Origin of the sequence: Streptomyces sp. NPDC050161 (assembly GCF_044460025.1) — a bacterium.
Classification (GTDB): domain Bacteria; phylum Actinomycetota; class Actinomycetes; order Streptomycetales; family Streptomycetaceae; genus Streptomyces.
In genome coordinates this window covers 26,905-48,742 of the sequence record NZ_JBITJM010000016.1, presented here as the reverse complement: position 1 = coordinate 48,742, position 21,838 = coordinate 26,905, and the positions used below count along the sequence as shown (strand labels likewise).

Annotated in this window: 4 protein-coding genes (1 of these 4 cut by a window edge); 3 read left to right on the top strand and 1 reads right to left on the bottom strand. The window is 70.6% G+C overall.

Annotation, left to right across the window (positions count from 1 at the left end):
- Window positions 1-8: 8 nt before the first annotated feature.
- Complete coding sequence (locus tag ACIBK8_RS24475) at window positions 9-686, bottom strand: hypothetical protein (RefSeq protein ID WP_399043984.1); 678 nt, start codon at window positions 684-686, stop codon at window positions 9-11.
- A 150-nt stretch (window positions 687-836) separates the two neighbouring features.
- On the opposite strand from ACIBK8_RS24475, the gene ACIBK8_RS24470 reads away from it, so the two are divergent.
- The 3 genes from ACIBK8_RS24470 to ACIBK8_RS24460 all read left to right on the top strand — a co-directional run.
- Window positions 837-1,154 carry a WXG100 family type VII secretion target gene (locus tag ACIBK8_RS24470; RefSeq protein ID WP_399043983.1) on the top strand — a complete coding sequence of 106 codons (318 nt, stop codon included), beginning with the start codon at window positions 837-839 and terminating at the stop codon, window positions 1,152-1,154.
- 93 nt (window positions 1,155-1,247) lie between these two features.
- The gene (locus ACIBK8_RS24465) at window positions 1,248-1,766 is read left to right on the top strand and encodes a WXG100 family type VII secretion target (RefSeq protein ID WP_399043982.1); all 519 of its coding nucleotides are present in this window, start codon (window positions 1,248-1,250) and stop codon (window positions 1,764-1,766) included.
- A 70-nt stretch (window positions 1,767-1,836) separates the two neighbouring features.
- On the top strand, window positions 1,837-21,838 hold the start of the coding sequence (locus tag ACIBK8_RS24460; protein WP_399043981.1) for a protein-glutamine glutaminase family protein. The gene runs 22,277 nt beyond the window's last position; the window shows 20,002 of its 42,279 coding nt (coding positions 1-20,002); the start codon lies at window positions 1,837-1,839; the stop codon falls past the right edge of the window.

Here is a 21,838-nt window from a genome sequence, read left to right as displayed (position 1 = left end):
TGCTCGCGTCAGGTCGTCCACCGCTCACCGGTCGGTGCGGGGAAGATCGACTGCTGGTCCGCCTGGGCGTAGAAGCTGCCGGCCCGGTCCATCCGGACGATGAACTGGCCGCCCAGCGCGATGGCATCGGCGCACTGCTTCAGCACCCGGGTCATCGCCGGGTTCATCGCCTCGGCGTACAGCTTGGCTGCCTCCCGCACCTTCTCATCCGGTTTGGGCGGCGGGTCGTCGTCGAAGGCGTGGCTCATCAGTTCGTGGGTGTCGCCCTGGCCGTCCACGAAGGTGCTGCCGTCGTCCGCGCCCAGGTCCTCGTAGGTCGCCTGCTGGCCGAAGACGGAGCCGCCCAACACGGCTTCCTTCACCGTCTGCTGGAGCTCCTGATAGCCGTCGACCGCTGTCCTGGACGACGCCAGCATCCCCTGCATCGCGTCGACGATGCTGCCGATGCTGACGTTGATCGCCGGGTGGGTGCCGACCTGCTGGTTCTGGCTGAGGTCCTGGCCGTTGCCGTTCTGCGTGGTCGGGGCGAAGGACGTGATGGGCGGGGCGTCGCCCCAGATCATCGTCAGGTTGGGGACATCCGCGTAGTGAGAGTCCGGCGCGGAGCCGTCACCCTTGGCCTCGGGGCCGTCCTCCTCGTCCTTCCGAGGCGGTCCGTGTCGTGAATTCTCCGGAGTGGTGGCCACAGCTGCCTTCCTGAGGTGCGGTCGGGTAGGGTGCGCTCGATCCCATCCCACCCGATGCTCCGGCCGTGAGCCAGGTCCCCGTTCTTGGACACCGGTCCCGCAGGAACAGGGGAATTCCTCCGGATGATCACCGCCGTCTAGGCTCGCCTGGTGGCCACAGGATCCCTCACCCCCGCAGAGTTCAAAGTCGACCTGGCGCAACTGCGCGACGCCATCGGCACGGTGCGCGGCTGTACGACGTCGATCGAGAGCGACGTCTCACAGGTGAAGGCGGCGTTCCAGCAAGCCCAGAGCAGCTGGCGCAGCCCGGCAGGCGAGTCCTTCGGCGCCCTCCAGGTCGAGTTCGGCAACAACATGAGCGAACTCGTCGAGCTCCTCCACGAGATGGTGACCCGCATGAATGCGGCGTACGAGGAGTACAAGCAGGCCGAAGAGACCAACACCGAAAACTTCCACAAGAAGAACTGAGACCGCGCCGGGCCGGGGCCGCGGCAGCAACCGCCTCCTGTCACGCGCGGTCGCGCCGGCCGGCACCCCCGTACGACTTTCGCAGGAGCACAGGTGAGCACTACCCCTCCGAACCTCCCTTCGGTCACATACGGCAAACACGACCCGGTCGCGCCGGTCAACACCTCGATCAACGTCGACGCCGAAGTGCTGCGGGCGTTGGGCGCCAAGGTCGCCGGCACGGACGGCCAAGGCGGTCTGGTGGGTGACATCTCCACCCAGGTCAGCACGATCTTCTCGACGTTGCAGGAACTCGAACTCGGCTGGGCGGGCGCGACCCAGGCGGAGGCCGAGGACTTCTTCACACGCCTGGAAGCCTGCATGACCACCGCCTTCGGCAACGAGAAGAACCCGGAAAGCGAGAAGACCAGTGTCATCGCGCGGACCGCGCAGGCGCTGAGCGCCTCCGGGGCGAACTACCTGCACGCCGAAGACGTGATCATCAAGGAGTTCACGGACTTCTCCAACCAGATGAACGGCAACGGCAGCAGCAGCCCGCAGCCCGACGACGGCGTCATCCACGGCACCGCGTTCGGCGACCCCTCGGTCACCGCGATCAGCGAGACCTACTGACCGGCGCGCGACCCACGCGCCCGTCCGCTCCCCCTCTCCCCTCCCGCTCCAGCCTCTAGGTGATGTCGCCATGTACAGCATCGATCCGACGGTGACCGAAAACATCTACAAGCTGGGCAATGCCTGGATCCACTTCAGCGACATGCTGTGGGAACAGATGTCGTCGATGGACACGTCCGTGCACGGCATGTTGTGGACCGGTGACGCCAACAACACCGTCCAGACCACCTGGAACCAGGTCCACGACCAGCACCTTCAGGTGGCCGTTGACGCGGCGCGGGACATGGGCAACAAGATCAATGCCTACGGCGACTACATCAAGAACCTTCAGGAGCAGCAGCAGCAGGACGCGCTGAACGACATCATCAAGGAGATCATCTCCGCGACGGTCGGGCTCGTCCTCAGCTTGGTGACGGCCGGGCTGCCCGTCTTCAGTGCCCTCCTCAGAGGCTTCACCGCCGTCATGGAGGCCGTCACCTCCGCCGCGAACGCCGTCGCCAAGGCGGCGGTCTTCGGCGCGGCCGTCGCCGTCGATGTGGCGTTCCAGGCCGGAGCGCAGCTCGGCATCGACGCGGCGACCACTGCCATCGGCGCCGCCGCCACCCACACCGAGTTGAAGTTCGACAGCGACTGGTGGAAGAACGAAGCGCTCAACATGGGCCTGGCGGGCGGGGCCGGCCTGTTCGGACCTGCGTTGAAGGGCATCGAGTCGGCCAAGAGCTGGGCGGGCGACAAGACGCACGGCCCCGCGATGGATCCGCCGACGGTCAATACGTCGGGTGAGCACGGTGTGACGCCGACGGGCGACGTGGGCACCACCGTCCCGGTGGGCAACTTCTCACCGCCCACCGGCGGAGTCGCGTCGACGGTGAAGTCGGGCACCGGCGGTGCCAAGGCGGTGAACCCGGGCAAGGGCGCCGAGACGGTGATCACCAAGCCCGTCGACGGCACCTCGTCCAGTGTCCACCCCACCAACGGCTCGACGTCCCGGCCGCAGCAGGTCACCACGGCGCCGGACAAGTCGGCGGGGACCGGCTCCGGCATGGGCAAGGACCCGGTGAACCCGCGCCCTGGTTCAACGGTCAAGCCGACGACGGAAGGCCCGGTCGGGCAGACCTCGTCGACCGGCACGACCGGTCCGAAGCCGCACACCGCGCGCCCCGAGGACGGGGCGCCCACCCCCCACACCACGACGCCGTCCGGCAAGAACAACGGGCCCGTCCACCCGAACCCGACCGACGTGTCGCCTTCGCCGGGCCGCCGCAACGGGGCGGATGAGACGCCGCCCGCCACCTCGTCCGGCCACGGACCGACCGGGAAGCAGGGCGCAGGGCACGGCACCGAGCCGACCACGTCGAGCCCCACCCACCAGACCCCGGGCTCCGAATCCCGGCCCACCGGAGCCGCGAAGTCCGGTGACGGCGGCAAGCACGCCGCGCAGGAAGGCCAGACCGGCTCGGCCGGGAAGACCCCGCAGACGGAGCCGGGCCACCAGACGCAGGCCCCGCATTCCACCGAGGGCGGCAAGGGCAACCAGCCCGTGGAGCGGCCCGGCGGCTCCACGGAGCACGCCGAGCAGCACCAGCCCGCCACCACGCACCCGGCGCAGGCGAACGAGAAGCCGGGCGTCGGACCGTCGGAGAAGTCCGGCACCACCGGCACCGACAAGCCCGGCACCACCGCCACGGACAAGCCGGTGACCACCCCGGCGGACAAGCCGGGCGGCACCGACAAGTCCGGCCTGAACAGCACCGACAAGCCGGGAGCCCACACCACCGACAAGCCGACGGCGCAGACGTCCGAGAAGCCGGCGACCCACACGTCGGAGAAGCCGGGCAGCACGGCGGGCGAGAAGCCGGGCAGCACCGCGACGGACAAGCCGGGTGTCACCGACAAGCCCACCACCACGGACAAGCCGGTCACCACCGCGTCGGACAAGACCACCACCCACACATCGGAGAAGTCCGGCACCACCACGTCCGACAAGACCACCACCCACACATCGGAGAGGCCCGGCGCCACCGCAGGCGAGAAGCCGGGGGCCAACCCTGGGGAGCGGGCCGGGGCGAAGTCGGACAGGCCGGGCGGCCAGGCGAACGACAAGGTGACGGTCGGCCAGGAAGGCAAGCCGGGCGCCACCGGCGACAAGCCGGGCGCGAACGCCACGGAGAAGCCGGGCGCCACGTCGGCCAAGGAGGGCGCGGGCAAGCAGGAGTCGCGCCCCTCGGAGACCTCGTCCGCGTCCTCCGCCGATCACCACGCGTCCGCCCCGGGCAGCGCACACGAGAGCGGGCACAGCGCCTCCGCGTCGAGCGAGCACGCCAACCCCTCCCACGAGGCGGGCAGTTCGGCAGGTCAGCACCCCCAGGCCGCACGGCCGGGGGAGCACGGTCCCGGCGCCCGCTCGGAATCCGAGCACGCCCCGTCGGACTCCGAAGGCCACGCCAAGAACGCCGAGAAGGAGCGGGCCTGGTCGGACGAGAACCAGGGGGTGAAGAAGTCCTACGCCGACAAGGTGGAGGCCGAGCGGCAGTCCTTCACCCATGAGAAGGCCCTGAACGAGAAGCTCCAGACGGGCGCCGAGAAGCTGCGGGACAAGTTCGTCGAGCTGACGAAGACGTCCAAGGCGCTGCGCAAGATGGACGCCGATGGACGTCAGGCGGTGTTCGACAAGCTCGTCCAGGACGCCGAGGGCAAGTTCGACAAACTGTTCCGCGCGGACGGCGAGAAGCCCGCACCCAGCGGGTCCGAACTCGCCAAGGCCGAGAAGCAGTGGGCGCAGGAGCTGAAGAACCTCGGCAGCACCATCCGGGGCCGCGCCCAACTGCACAACATGCGGCCGGAGTTGGACACCCGCATCGACAATGCGGTGGACCGGGCCGAGCAGCGCTGGAACTCCGATGGCCACCCCCCGGAGGTCGTCAACGCCGCGTCCCAGGGGTACCGGAACAGCCTGGAGCACGCCCTCGACAGCAGCTACGGCAAGCTGCACGAGGAGCCGCACTGGATGGTCCACGAGCCGGGCGAGCACTTCTCCCGGATGGCCGACAACCTCAAGAAGGGGCTGCCCGACCGGATCACACTGCACTCCAGGACCCACGAAAACCTCAGCGCCACGGACCAGATGGTCGAGCGGCACCTGACCAACTGGAAGGAGTCCGGTAGCGGCTGGTCCGACCGTGACATGGCGGAGATCCGGGAGCGCTACGGCGCCGCGTCCCGCGCCAAGTTCGAGCAGATACTCCAGGACGAGCTGAAGTCGCTCCCCAAGCGGCCGAGTTCCAAGGCGCAGCACGCGGCGCTGACCCGCGCGTCGGAGAAGTGGGGGAAGGTCGAGGCAGGCGTCGGCAAGAAGCTCGCGGCCGAGCTGAAGGCGACCGAGGACATCCGCCACTTCCTCGACGGACTGCCCGACCGCTTCGGCGACGACGCGAACCCGCACCAGCATGCGCACGATCTGCGGCAGCACTCCGGCAGCGTGCAGGCGTCACTGCACCGGTCCGCCCACGACCTGCTCGCCGACATCAGGCGCGACCCGCTGGACGACAGGTCCGTGGGCGTGGACACCACCACGAAGCACGCCCTGACCCGTCTCGACAAGAGCATTTCCGGGCGCTTCACCTTCGAGGCCGAGGCCCACCGGCAGTGGAAGGCCACCCACGAATCCCTGCCGGGCCGGGAGGACCTCGGCAAGCAGGGCAGTTGGGTGCGCTCCCGGCTCGACCACCTCTCCGTGGACGCGGTGGCCGACGCCCGCAAGCAGCTGAACGGCACCGACTACTCGCCGCAGCACGTCAACAAGGCGCTGCACAACCTGGAGCACCACCTCACCGACCTCAAGGACTCGGCGCCCGGCCTGGCGAAGACCGCGGAGCAGTTGCCGCACACCGCCGCCGAGGCCAAGTCGGTATGGCACGGGCTGGTCGGCGACGGGCACGGCCTTCCCTCGTCCAAGATGGACTCGCTGGAATCGGACTTCCACAAGGACTGGATGTCCGGCTACGACAAGGTCTGGTCGGACGGGCGGCTGGACGGCGGTCACTGGAAGGACGCCGAGCCCTCCCCCGCGCCGGGCAAGGACCCCGCGGTGGACGCCGCGCACACCGCCGCCAAGGAAAAGCTCACCGACCACTACACGTACGTGCTCGAACTGGCCGAAACCCGCAACCGGCAGTTGCAGGAGCTGTCCGGCAAGGTGGACGCGGCGGCCAAGGACTGGATGCCGCTGGACGAGCGGGTCCGTCAGATGAGCGACGAGGAGAAGGCCGGCCTCACCGCGGCGGAGCGGAAGGACGCACGGGCCACGGCCGAGCGCCGCAATCTGCTGGGCACCTCCATGGACCGGCCCACCAAGGTGGACCGTGCGGCCGTACTGGACGAGGTCACGGCCGAATTCCACGCCGAGTTCAAGAAGTTGACCGAGGTCGGCGAGGGGCAGCCGCTCACCACAGGCGAGCACCATGCGCTGCGCAAGACCTGGGACGAGTTCCACGAGCAGCTCGTCAACACGCTGCCCGAGCGCTTCGACGTGCGCCACTCGGCGGCCGAGCGGGACCTGACGGCCAACGACCGGCCGCGGGACGAGCACCTGTCCCCGGCGGACAAGGAACACCCGCTCGACCCGGAACTCGTGAAGTCGGTCCGGGAGAAGTACCAGGCGGACATCGACAGTGCGAAGGACCTCGCACCGGAGCAGACCCACACGGTCGGCACCGAGGCGGAACGGTTCGCGTTCGCCAAGGACGTGCAGGCGCGCGTCGACCGCTTCATGGAGCACTACGACGCGGCATCGGGCAAGCGCGGCAGCAGCGCCCGCGTCGATGACGATCACTTCAACGACGGCGGCAGGAAGGGCTGGGAGCTGTCCGCCCGCGATCAACTGCTGGACTCGTTCCGCGACATGAAGCAGTTGGAATCCGGGGGCTGGGGACGCCAGGACGCGGCCGACTTCGCGTTGGACCGCACTCTCACCCGCCTCCAGGAGCACCTGCGGGTCGAGAAGGACCTGCTGCCGGGGCTGAAGGAGAAGCTGGACGACGCGGTCTCCGTGCACGTGCGGGACTCCGGCGGCAAGCCGTCCGGCGAAGCGCTGGACAACCTCAAGGCCGACGCGCTGGAGAGCCTCAAGAAGGACCTCCGCGCCACCGTGAACGATGCGTTCACCTCGTTCAACGGCGGCGCCCACCCGACCCGGAACGGGCTCGGCGAGGCGGTGTCGTGGAGCAAGCGCAGCACCGACTCGATGCTGACCGGGCGGGCGCTCGGCGACCGGCTGCAGTACCACTCCGAGGTCAACCAGCGCGTCACGGAACTGCGCGACGCCACCGAGAACAACCTGACGCACGACGAGGCGGCCGTCGAGCGGGTCGTCAAGGACCTCACCACACAGCTGAAGGCGGATGCCGAATCCCTGCTGGGCGGGCTGCGTACCGGCCGGGAACCGCTGCTCGGCAAGGAACTCGACCCGCGCTTCCAGGAGTGGCGGGCCACGTCCGACAAGGTCCTGGACGACCTCCGCACCCACCTGGACCGGGACTCCTACCGCGAGGGCGCGGTCGCCGAAGCCGGCCGCACCTTCGAGAGGCGGTTCGTCGAATACGACGGGTTCACCTCCCCCCACGAGGACGGGTACGCGGACGTGGCGTCCTCCTTCCGTCACGACTGGGTCGCGCTGCACGACCGCTTCCACGGCAAGGACAGCGCCGACCTGAAGCAGTGGCTTGAGGAAGAGAAGAGCGGCTCGGACTCCTTCGAGAAGGGCACTCGCCAGCAGGCCGAGCAGCGGCATCGGGCCGGACTCAAGACGCAGGCGGCGGCGAAGGCAGCCGACGCGACGGCAGACGCAGGCAGCGCGAAGGACGCGGGCGCGCCGCCGGCCGGACAGAGCACGCACCCGGCAGAGCCCGTCGACGGCACCGGCCTGACCCACGAGCAGCCGACGCAGGTCCAGACCCGGCAGACGCACGACACCCCCCAGACGCAGTCCGCCGCCGAGGACACCGTCACCACGCACGACACCCCGACGACGGACCACACGCAGCAGACCCAGCAGCACCAGCAGCCCCACGACACCTCCGGCCAGGCGTCGGAGCACGTCACGCAGCACGAGGGCACCGGTGTGTCCACGGACAAGACCGCGGGCCACGAGACAGCCGCGGCGTCCCACGACACACCCATCACCTCGTTCTCCCTCCCCTCGGCCACGTCCCACCTGCTGGGCCACTACGACACCCGCATGGATCTCGCCGTCCAGCGGAACGCCGATCTGGACACCCTCGCGCAGCGGGCGGACGCGGAGTACAGCCGCTGGGTGGAGGAGTCCGACGCGGCCCGTACGGCGGCCCCGGAGAGCGAGCGCGGGCCGGAGCCGCATCTGACGGAGGCGGACCGCACAACGATCCTGGACACGCTGCACCACGACCTCGTCCGCGACTTCGACGAGATCGTCGGCGGCGCGCCCAAGGGGTCGTCCGCCCACGCGCGTCCGGCACTTGAGAAGTCCTGGAAGCAGCAATTCGAGCTGCGTATCGGCGAGTTGGGCGAGCGCTACCACCAGCGGCTGGCCGACGCGCACCTGACCACGTCGGCAGCGCAGCGCGTGGACGCCTACGCGCACGAGCAGCTTCCCAAGGAGGCGGCGCAGCGGTCCCGGCTCATCGAGCTGGTGAAGAAGGAGTACGTCGCCGACGCGCTCAAGGAGGCACGGAGCGCACGCGACGCCTCCCGCGACCTGGCGTCATCGGTCGACCCCACCGCGTTCAAGAAGGCGTCCGACGCCGCGCGCTCGAACCTCCAGGACACGCTGGAGGCCCGTTTCGACCACGCCCGGCAGATCCTGACCCGTGCCGAGCGGGTGCTGACGGCCTTCGACGGATACCAGGGCAAGATCGACGGCGGCCCGGACGCCGCCCACACCCACGCGGATGTGCTGCGCTCCCTCCAGCACGAGAAGGCGGTCCACCGGCTCGCGGACGCCTACCACAGCCCGAACGGCTTCCGCCGGTACGGCGCCCAGCACTCCGCCACCGCCGAGAAGGCGCTGAACGCCGCAGAGGCGGATCTGCTCCGCGACCTCACGGTCGAGTACGAGATCGCGCCGCAGGGCGACCGCGCCATCGACACCCTCGCCGAGGAACACACCGGCGTCACGGACCAGGTGGTCAGGGACGCCAAGGCGAGCCTCCGCCGGGATCTGCACCACGTCGCGAACCGCTGGGGCGCCGAGCACCCGCCGCAGTCGCTGCCCGGCCACGCCCTCAAGGAGGACCCGGCCCTCGCGGAACAGCAGCCGGTCACGGCAGGGCAGCAGTCGCCCGCGGACGGCAAGTCCCTCGCGGAGGAGACGGGCACCCTGCTGACGCCGTCCGCGCTCCGGGGACGCCTCGACTTCCACCAGGAGCTGCACGACGCCGTCGACGCCGTGCGCGACAAGGTGCACGGGCACGGCAACGGTCTCAGCACCGAGGGCGAACAGCGCGTCATCGAGGCGAAGGCACAGGAGCTGGCGACCGCCGCCGAGCAGCACATCGGCTTCCTCAAGGCCGGTGAACCGGCGCGGACCGGCAGGAACGCCGATGCGCGCCTGATGGAGTGGCGCGCGGAAGCGGACCTCATCCAGGAGGGGATCGACGCGCGGATCGCGTCGGATATCCGTCTGGAGTCGACGGTGCGCGACGCCGGCGAGGTCTTCCGCGGCCGTTACGGCGATGTGCAGGGCCTCGCGGACCACATCGACGACGCGGATCTCGGTGGCTTCGCGAGCGACGCGGCGGCCTTCCGGCACGACTGGACCACGCTCCACGAGCGGTTCCGGAGCGAGCGGAACGTCGATACCGAGGACTGGCTGGCCAAGGAGAAGACGTCGGGTGACGTCTTCCGCAAGGGCTTCCAGGAGGGCCTGGCCTCCGGTGCCTACGACGCCGGGAAGCAGGCACTTGAGGACGCGCTCCGCGACCTGAAGAAGTCCCCCGATGTCGCGGCGCAGGGCCGGGTCGTGGCCGCTGTGCAGGAGTTCGAGCAGGTCCGCTCCGGGCCGCACGGCCGGGACGCGACGCAGGCCGACCGGCTGCTGGACGAGGCGCACACCGAGCTGGCCCGCGCCCGTGACGAGGCACCGGCTTCGGACACCGCCGCCGACTACCGCGCGCAGAACCGGAATCTGGCGCAACTGCACAAGGAGCGGACGGACCGCGCCGAGAAGGCGTCCGCCGCGGAGCTGGAGAGCACGTCAGCGGGCGCTGACCAGGAGTCGGGGCGTCCCGACGCGCAGACCACGTCCCAGGACACCCACGCTGGTACGCAGGAAACCGTCGACTACCGGGCGCAGAACGAGAAGCTGGCCAAGGCGCGCGAGGAGCGCGAGACCCGCGCCAAGGGCACGCCGGCCCGCGACACCAAGCCCGGCACGACCCGCGCGGCGGCCACCCGCGAACCCCGCATCAAGACCTTCCAGGACCTCCAGCAGGACGGCGCGACGCACACGAACGGGCCGCTCGACGGCCACGGTTCGACCAGCAGCGCGAACGGGACGGTGACCGAGCTGGAGAGCCCGCGACCCGAAACGCACACCCCTCAGGACACCTCTCAGGACACTCACGCGACCGAGCAGGCCGGTTCCGACACGTCCGCGCACGCCCCCCAGGAGCCGGCGGCCTCCGAGCTCATCGGCCCGAAGCCCCGGACCGAGGCCGCGAGGGACGAGGTGACGCGCGCCGAGCGGGCCGTACGGCAGGCCAGGTCCGACCGGTACGCGGTGCGGCAGCACAAGCGCTGGACGCAGCGGGTCGAGGCAGCGACCACGGCCACCGACACGGCCCGCGCCGAGCACTACCTCGCGCAGGCCGTGCAACACCTCGACGGCATCGACGTGCCGGGCATCGAGACCCGGCTGACCGCGGCCCAGGAGACGCACGAGCAGGCGAAGGCGGAGCTGGCCGCGGCGCAGGCGGCCGAGGCGAGCAGGCGGGCGCAGCGGGCCGCCGCCGATGCGGTCCGGCGGGCGCAGGAAGCGGTGGCAGCGGCCCAGCGGGCGTGGCAGGTCAAGCAGGACGAGCTGGGCGCGACGCAGGCGGCAGGCAAGGTCGCCGACAGCCGTTTCAAGGCGGCGCTCGACGCCGCCGAGCAGCTCGCGGACGCCCAACAGACCGTCAGGGAACGCCAGGAACAGTACGACGCGCTGGTCCGGAAGGAGCGCAACGCGAGCGCCCGGCAGGAGATCCGGGACCGTCACGCGGCGGCTGCGCGGCCGGACACGGTGTCCGCGCCGCCGCACCCCGTTCCGACGGGATACCTGTATCTGGGCTCCGGGGCCGACACGGTCCGGCAGGCCGACGCCACGCTCCAGCTCCTGGAGGCGGGCGCGCAGGCGCGGATCGTCCCCTGGAGCGGCGACGGCCAGGCGGAGTCCCCGTCCTGGTTCGCCCAGCACCTGGGCGAGCGCGCCACGGTGTGGGCCGGGGCCGATGACGTGCAGGTGGACCTCCCCTCCGTGCAGGCGCTCGTCCAGCCGGCCAAGGTGTCCCCTCCGGTGCTGGTCCAGTTCCTGGACGCCCAGGGGAACGTGCTGGTCCCCGAGCACCTTCCGACGTCCGTGGTCTCCGCCGGGACGACCCACGCGCCGCAGGACGAGCAGGCCGCTCAGGAGGACATCCGGAAGTCCTTGAGCGAGGCCGAGGCCGCGCTCAAGGAGGCGCAGCAGGCCGAGCTGAAGGCAGCGAAGGCGGCGGACACCGCCGGGGAGGCCGCGCATGCGGCGGACGCCCAACTGGCTACGGCAGAGCAGAAGTTGGACGCGGCCGATGAGCTGGCCGCCGACACGAAGGCAGCGGTCCGGCGAGCCTGGCAGGCGGCGCTGGCGGCCCGTGCACGGGCGACGGCGCAGCTCTCCGGACGGACCACGGCATCCGGCTCCACCGGCACGCTCGCCGCCCTGTACGAAGTCGCGGCCGACCACCTCGCGGAGGCGCTCACGGCCACCGACGAGTTCGAGCGGGCCCAATTCACCGCCCTGGAAAGCGGGGACCAGCACGGCCCCCTCGTCCAGGCCCTGTCGGAGGCGGCAGCGCGGAAGAACCTGACCGAGCAGGCCGCGCGCGACGCCTTCGAGCAACTCGTCGCGGCACAGCAGGACATGACCGCGGCGGAGCAGGTCACGGCGGAGTCGCAGGAGTGGATCACGGTCTCCGAACCGGCCGTCCAGTCCGGCCAGGTGCCGCAGGACTGGAACGTCGACGAGCTGATGAAGGTCGACGACCAGTTCTGGCAGCAGATGTTCCACGAGACGCAGCAGGGCGGTTACCTGAGCCACGAGGTGGCGGCGCAGCAGCTCGCCGGGCTCGTGCTGGACATACGGGGGGTGGACGTCGAGCAGCTGATGTACGTGCTGGCCGGCCATGTCCCGCCGACGGGGCGGCAGGTGATCGACGAGTTCGACCGCGCGTTCTTCGACCATGCATCGATGACACTCCCTGTGGCGCTCAACACGGCAGTGGGGCTGATGCTGCTGGACAGCACGCACGCCGTGCAGGTCCTGGAGCACGTCTACGCCTCCGTACCGGGCGGCTGGGACCTCGATCTGCGCGATCTCGCGAAGGACGTGCCGGCGCAGGCCCAGCCGCAGGTGCAGGCGTTCGTCACCCGGCTCTCCTTCCACCTGGGTACCGGCGATTTCGCGGGCGCCGTGCAGCTGCTGGACCGGCTCGACCGCGATCTGCGCAAGGTGTGGGCGGTCCAGGACACGTTCATGGAGCTGTACACCATGGACCTCAGGGACTCGCTGCTGGGGCTCGCCCACGGGCCGCAGCAGGCGGAGTTGATCGGGCACGTCCTCGGCGACCCCACCACCGTGCCGACGGCGTCCGTCGAGCAGGTCCACGAGTGGTATGCGCGGCTTGAGCAGTTGCAGTACCACCACCCGCGCTTCGGTGAACTTCCCGTGCCCAGCGGGCATCCCGAGGACGGCTGCTATCTGCGGGCCCACCTGTCGGCGATGAAGCTCCAGCAGTGGGGCGCGCCGGTCAAGAAGATCATCGTCTCCCGCACCGAGCCGAAGCTGTCCGTGCTGTCCCCCAACGCGGCGGGCGCCACCCGCAGTGCGCCCGGCCTCGTCGAGTGGGACTACCACATCGCCGTGGGCGTCCCCACGACGACGGCGGACGGCACGGTCCAGTTCATGGTGCTGGACACCGCTCTGGGGCTCGGGGCCGTGTCCGACACCGAGTGGCTGGCCGCCGTCGGGGTCCAAAAGGCCGAGGCCGAGCAGTACGTAGGCCCGCTGGCCGAGGTGTCCGCGCAGCTCACGGCGCATGCAGACAGGAATCCGGGCAGCTGGACCCCGCTCAATACCGGGCTCTTCCCCAAGAACCACACGGTCGTGCTGGTCACCGACGCGTTCGCCTCGGTGTTCCCCAACCCGGGTATGAGGCAGTTGACCTCACTGCGCGAGGTGGACGACGCGCAGCGTCAGCTCATCGACGACCTCACCGAGCACACCGCGGAGCAGATCGCCAGGGAAACACTCAACGAGGTGCACGACGAGCTGGCGGTCCGGCAGCACAGGAACGACGACGAGACCCGGCAGTGGGCGTCGCGCACCTATGACCATCTGCAGGTCAGCGGGCTGCTGGACGACCCGTTCCTGGAGCTTGGCCTGCGCGCCCTGTTGCCTGACACGCACCCGGCCCGGCACGGCTCGAACGAGTCGGACATCGACCGCATCATGCGGCAGGCGCAGGAGGAGGCGACCGGCGGCGCGCCGCTGCCCGTCGACGACGTACTGACCGACCTGGTCGTGCCGCCGCAGCCGCAGAGCGCGCCCGGCACGTCCGGTGGCACACGCCAGCGGATCGGCGCGTGGCTGCGCAACACCGGCGCGGCGCAGCGCGAGGAGTTGCTGAGCAACCGGTACGGGCTCCGGGTCGGTCCCGGGCCGGACGGCGGGACGCACTTCAGCCACTCCATGCTGAACAAGATCACCAAGGTGTTCGACGGTCTCCCGTCGCGGGACCTGGCAGGCAACCCCTGGCTCACCGGTATCAGGATCATCCATGGTGAGGGCCCGGCCAGCGCCTACGACTTCACCAGCCTGAAGGTCGAGATCTCGCACCCGCTGCACATGCCGTCCTGGATGTACACCCGGCTCAACCGCGGCCAGGCGGCGCAGCGATGGCTGATGGACACGATGGCGATGGCGGACTATGAGGGGCTGCGCATCTCCGACATCCTCGGGCTCCCGGGCCCGCGGCGCCATGTGATGGCGGGGGTCTCCGACGTCCTGGCGCACGGCAATCTCGTCGAGTGGACGCTGCGCCACGAGGTGGGGCACGCGGTCGAGCGGTGGGACAGCTGGGGGATCGACCACAGCCACGAGCCCTGGTTCGGCGGCTGGAAGACGTACCTGCCGCACGACATCCAGCCGGTCGCCGAGGCGTTCCTCGCGTCCGAGGGCATCCACGACGCGGAGCTGACCGACCGGGTGGCGGAGATCATCAAGCCGCGCGACCTCCGGGAGGACATCCGTCCGCTCGACCGGCTTCCCTCGGAGCTGGCCGGTGGCGACGAGGACCGGCACGCGCGCCTGCAGCGCGTGGTCCGCAAGATCAAGCTGGCGCTCGACCACCCGTGGACGCTCGACGACGGCGGAGTGTCCCAACTGGCCCATAACGGGCGCGCATACCACGTCAACACCGATAGGCAGTGGGTGAGTTACCTGGTCGAGGCCCGCAAACACGCGGTGTCCAACTACCAGTTCTCCACCCCGTCGGAGTGGTTCGCGGAGGCGTACGCGGCCTACTACGACCCCCGGACGATCAACCCGCCAAAGGCCCGGCTCGACCCGCGGGTGACGGAGTGGTTCGATGCGCGGTACCCCAAAACCGAGCCGGTGACCGTCGCGCCGGAGAGCACCGCCTACGAGGACATGGTGCTGAAGACGTCGGACGGCAAGACCGTGCGCGCCGGCGACATCGACCACCTGCGGATCGTGGCGCCCGGCACCAAGGCTCCGGCCGGCCGGTCCTTCCACACCCGGGACGATGTCAAGGTCCGGCTGCGGACGCATACCGATCTGGACCTGACGCAGGAGTACTTCGCGCACTACGACCAGGCCGGATCGCCGGGCAAGGTGCACCTGGACGCGCGCCGGCCCGTGCCGTGGGACCGTACGAACCCGATGTACCTGGCGCTGCTGCACGGCACCCGTGGCTGGCTGACGGTGCCGGTGAACGGCAAGCCCATCAACGTGAGCGGCAGCACCTTCGGCAAGGCGCTCGGGCGGCGCCCCAGCATCGCCGAGCTGCGGGAGAAGGCGGGCAGCACCGCTCAGATCATCCTGGCCGCCTGCGAGGCGGGCGCCGTCGACGAGCACGGCCAGTCCGTCGCGCAGCAGATCGCGGACGAGACCGGGCTCACCGTGTGGGCGCCCACCACCGAGATCGCCGCCACCCCGGAGCTCTCCGGCATCAGCTTCCTCCTCTACCGCGATGCCGACGGCACGACGGGTGAGTGGCGGAAGTTCACCCCGTCGTCCACGAGCGTCCACGTCAGCGGTGAGCAGCAGGCCGGTCCCGTCCTGTCGGGCCCGCCCCGGATCACCGTGCCGCAGCCCGTCGCCCGGTCCGGCGCGGTCACGGTCGGCACGCCGCAGCCGCAGTCGGAGACGTCCCAGGTAGAGGTCCAGCCGGAGACGACCGATGGACAGGTCCAGTCGGACGCTCAGGAAGAGTTCCAGCTTCCGGACGAGGTCCAGGAGCTGAGCCAGGTCCAGGAGTTGGGCCACGACCTCACGGCCGCCGAGGCGTCCCAGAAGCCCGCCCACGGTTCGCCGGAGTGGCACCAGCTCCGTGCCGCGCACGCCTTCGAGTGGCACGGCAACGACGTCGACGCCGCGGTGCAGTTCATCACGGTGCGGCTCCGCCAGGCCGGCTCCGGTGCCGCCTCCCTGGTGGTCTTCACGCGCTCGGACGGCCGTGCCGCCGACCAGCTGCAGGCCAAGAACATCGACGGCCGGGTGGTGTGGGCCGACCCCGCGCACTCGGAAGAGCAGTACCGGTCCCCCGCCAAGCTGCTGCGTCCCGGGCGGCGCGACGTCACCTCCATCGACATGGACGCCGAAGGCAGGCTGCTGGCGCCTTCGGACGAGTTGCTGGCGCTGGGTGAGGGCGCGGATCTCTTCCCCCATCTGCTGCCGCACTTCCCCGTCGTCCTCAGCGACGGCTCGGACCCCGTGGAGGACACGCGGTGGCTGTTCCCCGAGGCCGTGCCGCCGATCGGGTTCGGCGGTATCTCGAAGCAGTTCCCGCTGGGGATGTTCGGCACCGTGCTCGACTTCGACGGTGTCCGCTTCGACGGGATGAGTCTGCCCGGAGCCCCGCAGACCCGTACCTTCACGGACCTGGTCGCCGAGCTGCTGCCCGATGACATCACCGAAGGCGGCCTGGCGGCCTTCCGCAGCGAACTGCGGGCCACCATCGCCCGCAAGACACCCCGTGACTTCGCACAGCAACTGGTGGACGAAGGCATCCAGTTGACCGTCCCGGGACGCTGGGGCACCGCCAAGCGCACCGTCACGCTCACCCTGACCGGCATCAACCGGGACCGTGCCACCCTCGTCGACGCGCCCTACCGGCCGTACGGGACGAAGAGCATCGGCCTTCAGGAGCCGGGCTCCGACCGCTCGACGGGCACGTCCGAGAGCGTCAGCAACAGCCGCAGCCTGAGCGGGGGCGAGAAGGTCGCCACCGTCGCGGCCGGGCCCGTCGCCGTCACGCCCAAGGTCGGCGTCAGCCTGTCGTCCTCGCGGAGCTACGGCCAGAGCCGGAGCACCAACGCGTACAGCAACCCCTCGCTGGGGCTCGACGGTGAGCTGAGGCAGTTCTCCTTCTCCGGGACCACGCTGACCGTCACCACGTCAGGCCCCGGCTCGCAGTCCGTGCACAGCTTGGCGACCGGGGACCTGACGGTGGCCTTCCCCGCCCAGCTGACCGAACTCGCCGCGAACGGCACCACCGCGCCCTTCCAGGCCGCACTGCCCGCATCGGCGACCGGCGCCGCGCTCGAACGGCTCACCAGGGAAGCGCGGCGGTTCTTCGCCATCCCCCAGCAGATCGGCGGGCTCCGCCAGATCCGGGACCACCTGACGGACGACTATCTCGGCGCCAGGCCCGGTACCACGCTGCACGACTACCTGCACAGCCGCATCGGCGAGCTGAGCATGATGGCGGACCTCGGCAGGATTCTGGAGGGCGGCATGACGCTGCCTCCGGTGCCGATGAACGACAAGGAGTTCCTGACCCTTTCGATGAAGGGGCTGGTGCGCGGCGCCCTGCGCATCTCCGACGCCACCGCCATTCCCACCGTGCTCAACAGCCGCTGGCTGGAGCTGCAGGGCGCCTCCACCAGCGCGGGCGGCGGCTTCGGCCTCACCGTCGGGGCGACGTTCGGACCGGGCGCCGGCCTGCTGCCGAGCACGGTCGCGCCCTCCGGGTCACTCACGCTCGACCTGGGCACGTCGACCGCCTTCAGCAGTGCGGGCGACACCGGCGGCGGACGCTGGCACACCGCGCGCTACAACGGCGACAGCGTGGCGTACCTGCTGACGATCCGTCTGGAGGTGGGCTCGCGGCCTCTCGGGCACACCACGGGCCGCGAGCACGTCGAGGACATCTCGGTCGTCGTGCGGGTGCCCGCCGAACTGACCGAAGCCTTCGAGCAGACGATGGCCACGGTCGTCGCCGAGGAGACGGGCGCGCTGCCCCGTACCGTCGGGCCGCTGCCGATCGCCTACCAGAAGCAGCCGGGCGAGCTGGTGACCGCTCCGCCGGCCGAACTGGCGCAGCCGACCGGCAGTTCAGGGCTGTTCGGGCCCGCCGGGCTCTCCGGTGCGTCGAAGGTCCGCGACAGTCTGCGCGAGCAGTTCCTGAACGCCGGCCGGGTCACCCGCACGCCGGAGTGGACCCGCGGCGAACTGGCCTCCCTGGACACGTTCCTGGACAGCCACTTCAACTCCGTCTCGATGGAGACCCGGTTCACCCAGCTGTTCTCCCCCGAGGGCCTCACCCGGACCTTCCCGCGGCTGCTGGCCTCCGGGGAGACGGAGCTGGTCACCTTCCAGGTGCACGCGGAGCGTGCCTCCGACGGGGCGGCGGGCTCGCCCATCACCCCGCTGTCTTCGGTGTACCTGTTCGAGGGCGGGTTCGACCTGTGGCCCAGCGCCATGCGGGACTTCTCCAACACCGAGTCGCACGGCGCGTCGGCGACGCTGACCGCCGGCCTGGCATCGGGCTTCGGGAAGGTCTTCACCCCGGAGACCGACGTGAAGCTGTTCTCGCGCAGCCACACCGCCAAGAACGGCCTGACCTCCTACGCCTATGTGCTCTCCGGCCTCAACTACGCAGGTCCGGTGCGCCAGTTCACCTACCGGACGGTCTTCCGTCCGTCCGTCACGGTGCAGCGGATCCCGGCCCCCGACTCGTACCGGACGCTGAACCGGGTCGGTCGCTTCCTGACCCGCGGTGCGGACCAGCAGCAGCTCGCCCCGCGCAAGTTCAGCCCGGCCCTCCCCATCGAGGGCGAGGCGCGGTGGCTGGCCCCGGCCGTGTCCGGCACCGTGTCGGGGCCGGCCCACGCGATCAGCGGGCCGGTCGCGCTCACCCAGCACGACCGGGTGCTCGGCGTGGCCGGCGCGGACACCGTCCATGAGCAGGCCATCGCGCTGCTGACCGGGCTGGGTGTCCCGGAGGACCTGGCCAGGGTCCACCTGGAAACCGCCGTCACGCACGACCAGTTGGTGGCCGCGCTGCACATCGGCGCCGGCTCCCTCGCCGGGCAGGTGGTCCTGGACGGCCTGCTCACCGACCGCAAGGTCCGGCTTTCCGTCCAGGCGGAGATCGTCGACGTGGAGGAGGAGCCGGGAGAAGCCGACCTCAGCTCGTTCGACCTCGCCGAGTACTCGGCGGGCTTCTCCGGCGTCAACAGCGTCACCACCAACCACGGCAACCACAGCCACTCCGGCACCTTCAGCGGCGGCACCGGGGACCTGACGGGCGGCGGTGGCTACACACGCTCCTACTCCCCCAGCAAGGGCCGCAGCGTCTCGGAGATCACCAACGTCAACACGGGCCGCTACATCGCCCGCGACAAGGTCCCGCACCGCAAGCGGGTGGGGCGGATCGTGGTGCGGATGACCGCACGCGCCGAGAACATCAACCAGTTCGGCTCCTGGTCTCCCGACAAGCGCACCGTCCTGGTCGAAGCCTCGCAGGGCGTCACCGTCACCTACCTCCGGCCGCAGTGGCCCACGCCCGACGCCACCCTCGTCGCCAAGGTGCCCGCCACGCTGCCGGTCGTGCAGCTTCCGCTCTCCTCGGTCAGCGAGCGCTTCCTGCCCGCCCCGCAGGAGACGGAGGCCGTGGCGCGCACGGAGCGCGCCGTGCGCTTCCAGGACGAGGACCCGACCGAGCTGAGCCACCGGATCATGGCGGAGGTCGGACGACTGCTCGGCCTGCGCGGAAAGGGGGCCCGCGACGCGCTGTGGACGGTACGCACCCCCGGCGCGACCCTGCCGGGAACCCTGGACACGGTCTTGACCACCCGTTCCCTGCACGCGATGAACGAGGCCCTGCGCGGCCCCGGCATGGTGCTGCACACCGTGGTGCCAGGACCCGGTCACCGCAAGCGGATCCAGATGGTCATCCGCTTCCACCGCGGCCAGAACGCGACGTTCACCGGGCTGGTCACCTCGGGCAGCGTCAGCCGCTACACCCAGTCCAACACCCGCCAGGAGTTCGCCACCAGCCGCACCCGGGCGAAGGGCAACAAGTTCACCGCCCTGTTCTCCAGCGCATCGGCCTCCTACGGCCGTACGTCGAGCACCGCGCAGAGCCTCACCGAGGCGCAGCTGACCCGCCGTCACGACGGGCACACCGTCACCGACTCGCTCGCCGGCTTCCTGCTGGACGGGGAGCTGGAGATCACCGTCCAGCAGACCGTGCAGGTCTCCCGTAGCGCCTCGACGCTCAGCATCGACCTGGCGCGACAGGCCGCCCAGGTCGTGCAGACCGTGACGGGCGGCAAGCGCACGGTGCGGATCCCGATGCGCGAGGAGATCGTCGTCCCGCTCGGTGAGCTGCAGGGCGAACGGCCCCGGCCGGTGGCGCATCCGGTCGTGCGTCCGCTGCAGTCCGTGCGCTCCCTCAACAAGGTGGCGAAGGCCCGGAAGTACGGGATCGCGTCCGAGCACCTGGCCCGCAAGGGCGTCAGCGTGATGCTCAATCCGACGGCGGCGCGCGGACTGCTCGACCAGGTGGTCGACACGCTGCGCAGTCACGACGCGGAACTCCAGGACCTCGTCCGGCGCGGCCAGTTCTCGCTGGACGGCCTGTACCGCTTCTTCGACCCGAACGTCCTCGCACGCCATGTGCTGCTGCACGGCCTGGACACCGTGCCCACCGACGTGGGCCCCGCCCTGCGGGCGGTCGGCGGGCCGTTGACCGACACCGTCGGCACCCTCAAGGTCGCCATCATCCCGGCCCAGCGGGCCAGGTCGCTCGGCTGGCTGCCGGGGACCGCCGAGCGCAGCGACTACGGTTCCCAGAACAACGGCCTGACGATGGGTCAGAGCCTCACCCAGGACACGTCGCTGGGTCTGAGCCAGGCGAACCCGAAGGGCACCGCCAACGGCGGCGTCGCCTTCAGCCGGACCGCGGGCCAGTCCGTCTCCAGCTCCGGCTGGACCATGAACCACGTCGACGGCTCGGCGCAGGACACCCTCTGGAGGACCCACGACTTCGCGGACTCCTATGCCGTGGTGCAGGTCGACACCGCCAACGAGCGCGACCGGCTCGGCTGGGCCGGCAATTCGACGACCGTCGTCTTCAAGGTCACCGACCTGTTGGCGATACGGTTCTCGCCGGAAGCGGCCCTGCTCGGGCTCGGCGGCCTCCCGGAGGCGGCGATCCGTACGCCTTCCGGCTGGTTCGTACCGCCGCACACGGCGGCCGGCTGGCACGACCCGGTGCTGCGGGACCTGGCGCTCGCCCAGCAGCTCCCGTCCGATGACGGCACCCTCGTCTGGCAGGCCAAGGCCGGCGAGGGCGACACCGTCATCGCGCACGGCAGGACCCTGACGCACGAGGAGTTCGCCGACACCTACGTCCGCCCGGAGCTGGCCCGCGACCCGGCCACCGAGAACCACGTCCTCACCTGGGGCCGGTCCGGTGACGGCCTGGTGTCGGTCACCGCCACCGCGCCGGTCACGGCCGACGGCACGACGGACGAGCAGCCGGCCGAGCAGAACGACCAGCGGGACGACCAGCGGGACGACCAGCGGGACGACGCCCAGGGCCAGGAGTCTCAGACGCCCCAGGAATCCCAGCCGTCCGAGGAATCCCAGCCGTCCGAGGTCATCGAAGAGCCCACGGCCACCACGTCCGCCCCCGTCCCCCAGGAATGGGTGTCGCTCGGGGTGGACTCCTCCCAGGCCGACGGGCTGCGGTCGTCCGGTCTGCGGCCCGAGCAGGTCGCCGAGGACGGGGACTGCTTCTTCAGCGCCGTGATCCAGACGCTCCACGCGTCCGGGCGGGCGAACGAGCTGCCCACCCAGGACATCGCGACCCTGCGCACCACCCTCGCGGACCGGCTCACCGAGGGCCTTGAGGCGGATGACCCGCAGCTCTGGGACATGGTGCTCCCCTCCTTGCAGGCCGAGTTCCACAGCGGCTCCGAGGACTCCGAGGGCTCCGAGCACTCCGTCGGGCAGCGGATCCGTACGTACGTCGCGGCGCAGCCCGCCGCCGTGCAGGACGCGGTGGCGAACGGCGACACCGACACCTGGCGCCAGGTACTGCGGGGCTCGGGTGCCATCGACTCGGTCGTCCGGGACATCAGGACCCCCGGCAGCTACAACCACCTCGCCGGCGACCTCGTGCCGGCCCTGTTCCCGCGCGTGTTCGGCATCACTCCGGCCATCCTCCACCTGGGCAACGCCACCTGGAACCAGCTCGCCGACGGCGACGACCCGGTGCACGTGGTGCGGGTGCGACTCCCCAGGGAGAACGGGCGTTACGTCGAGCACTACC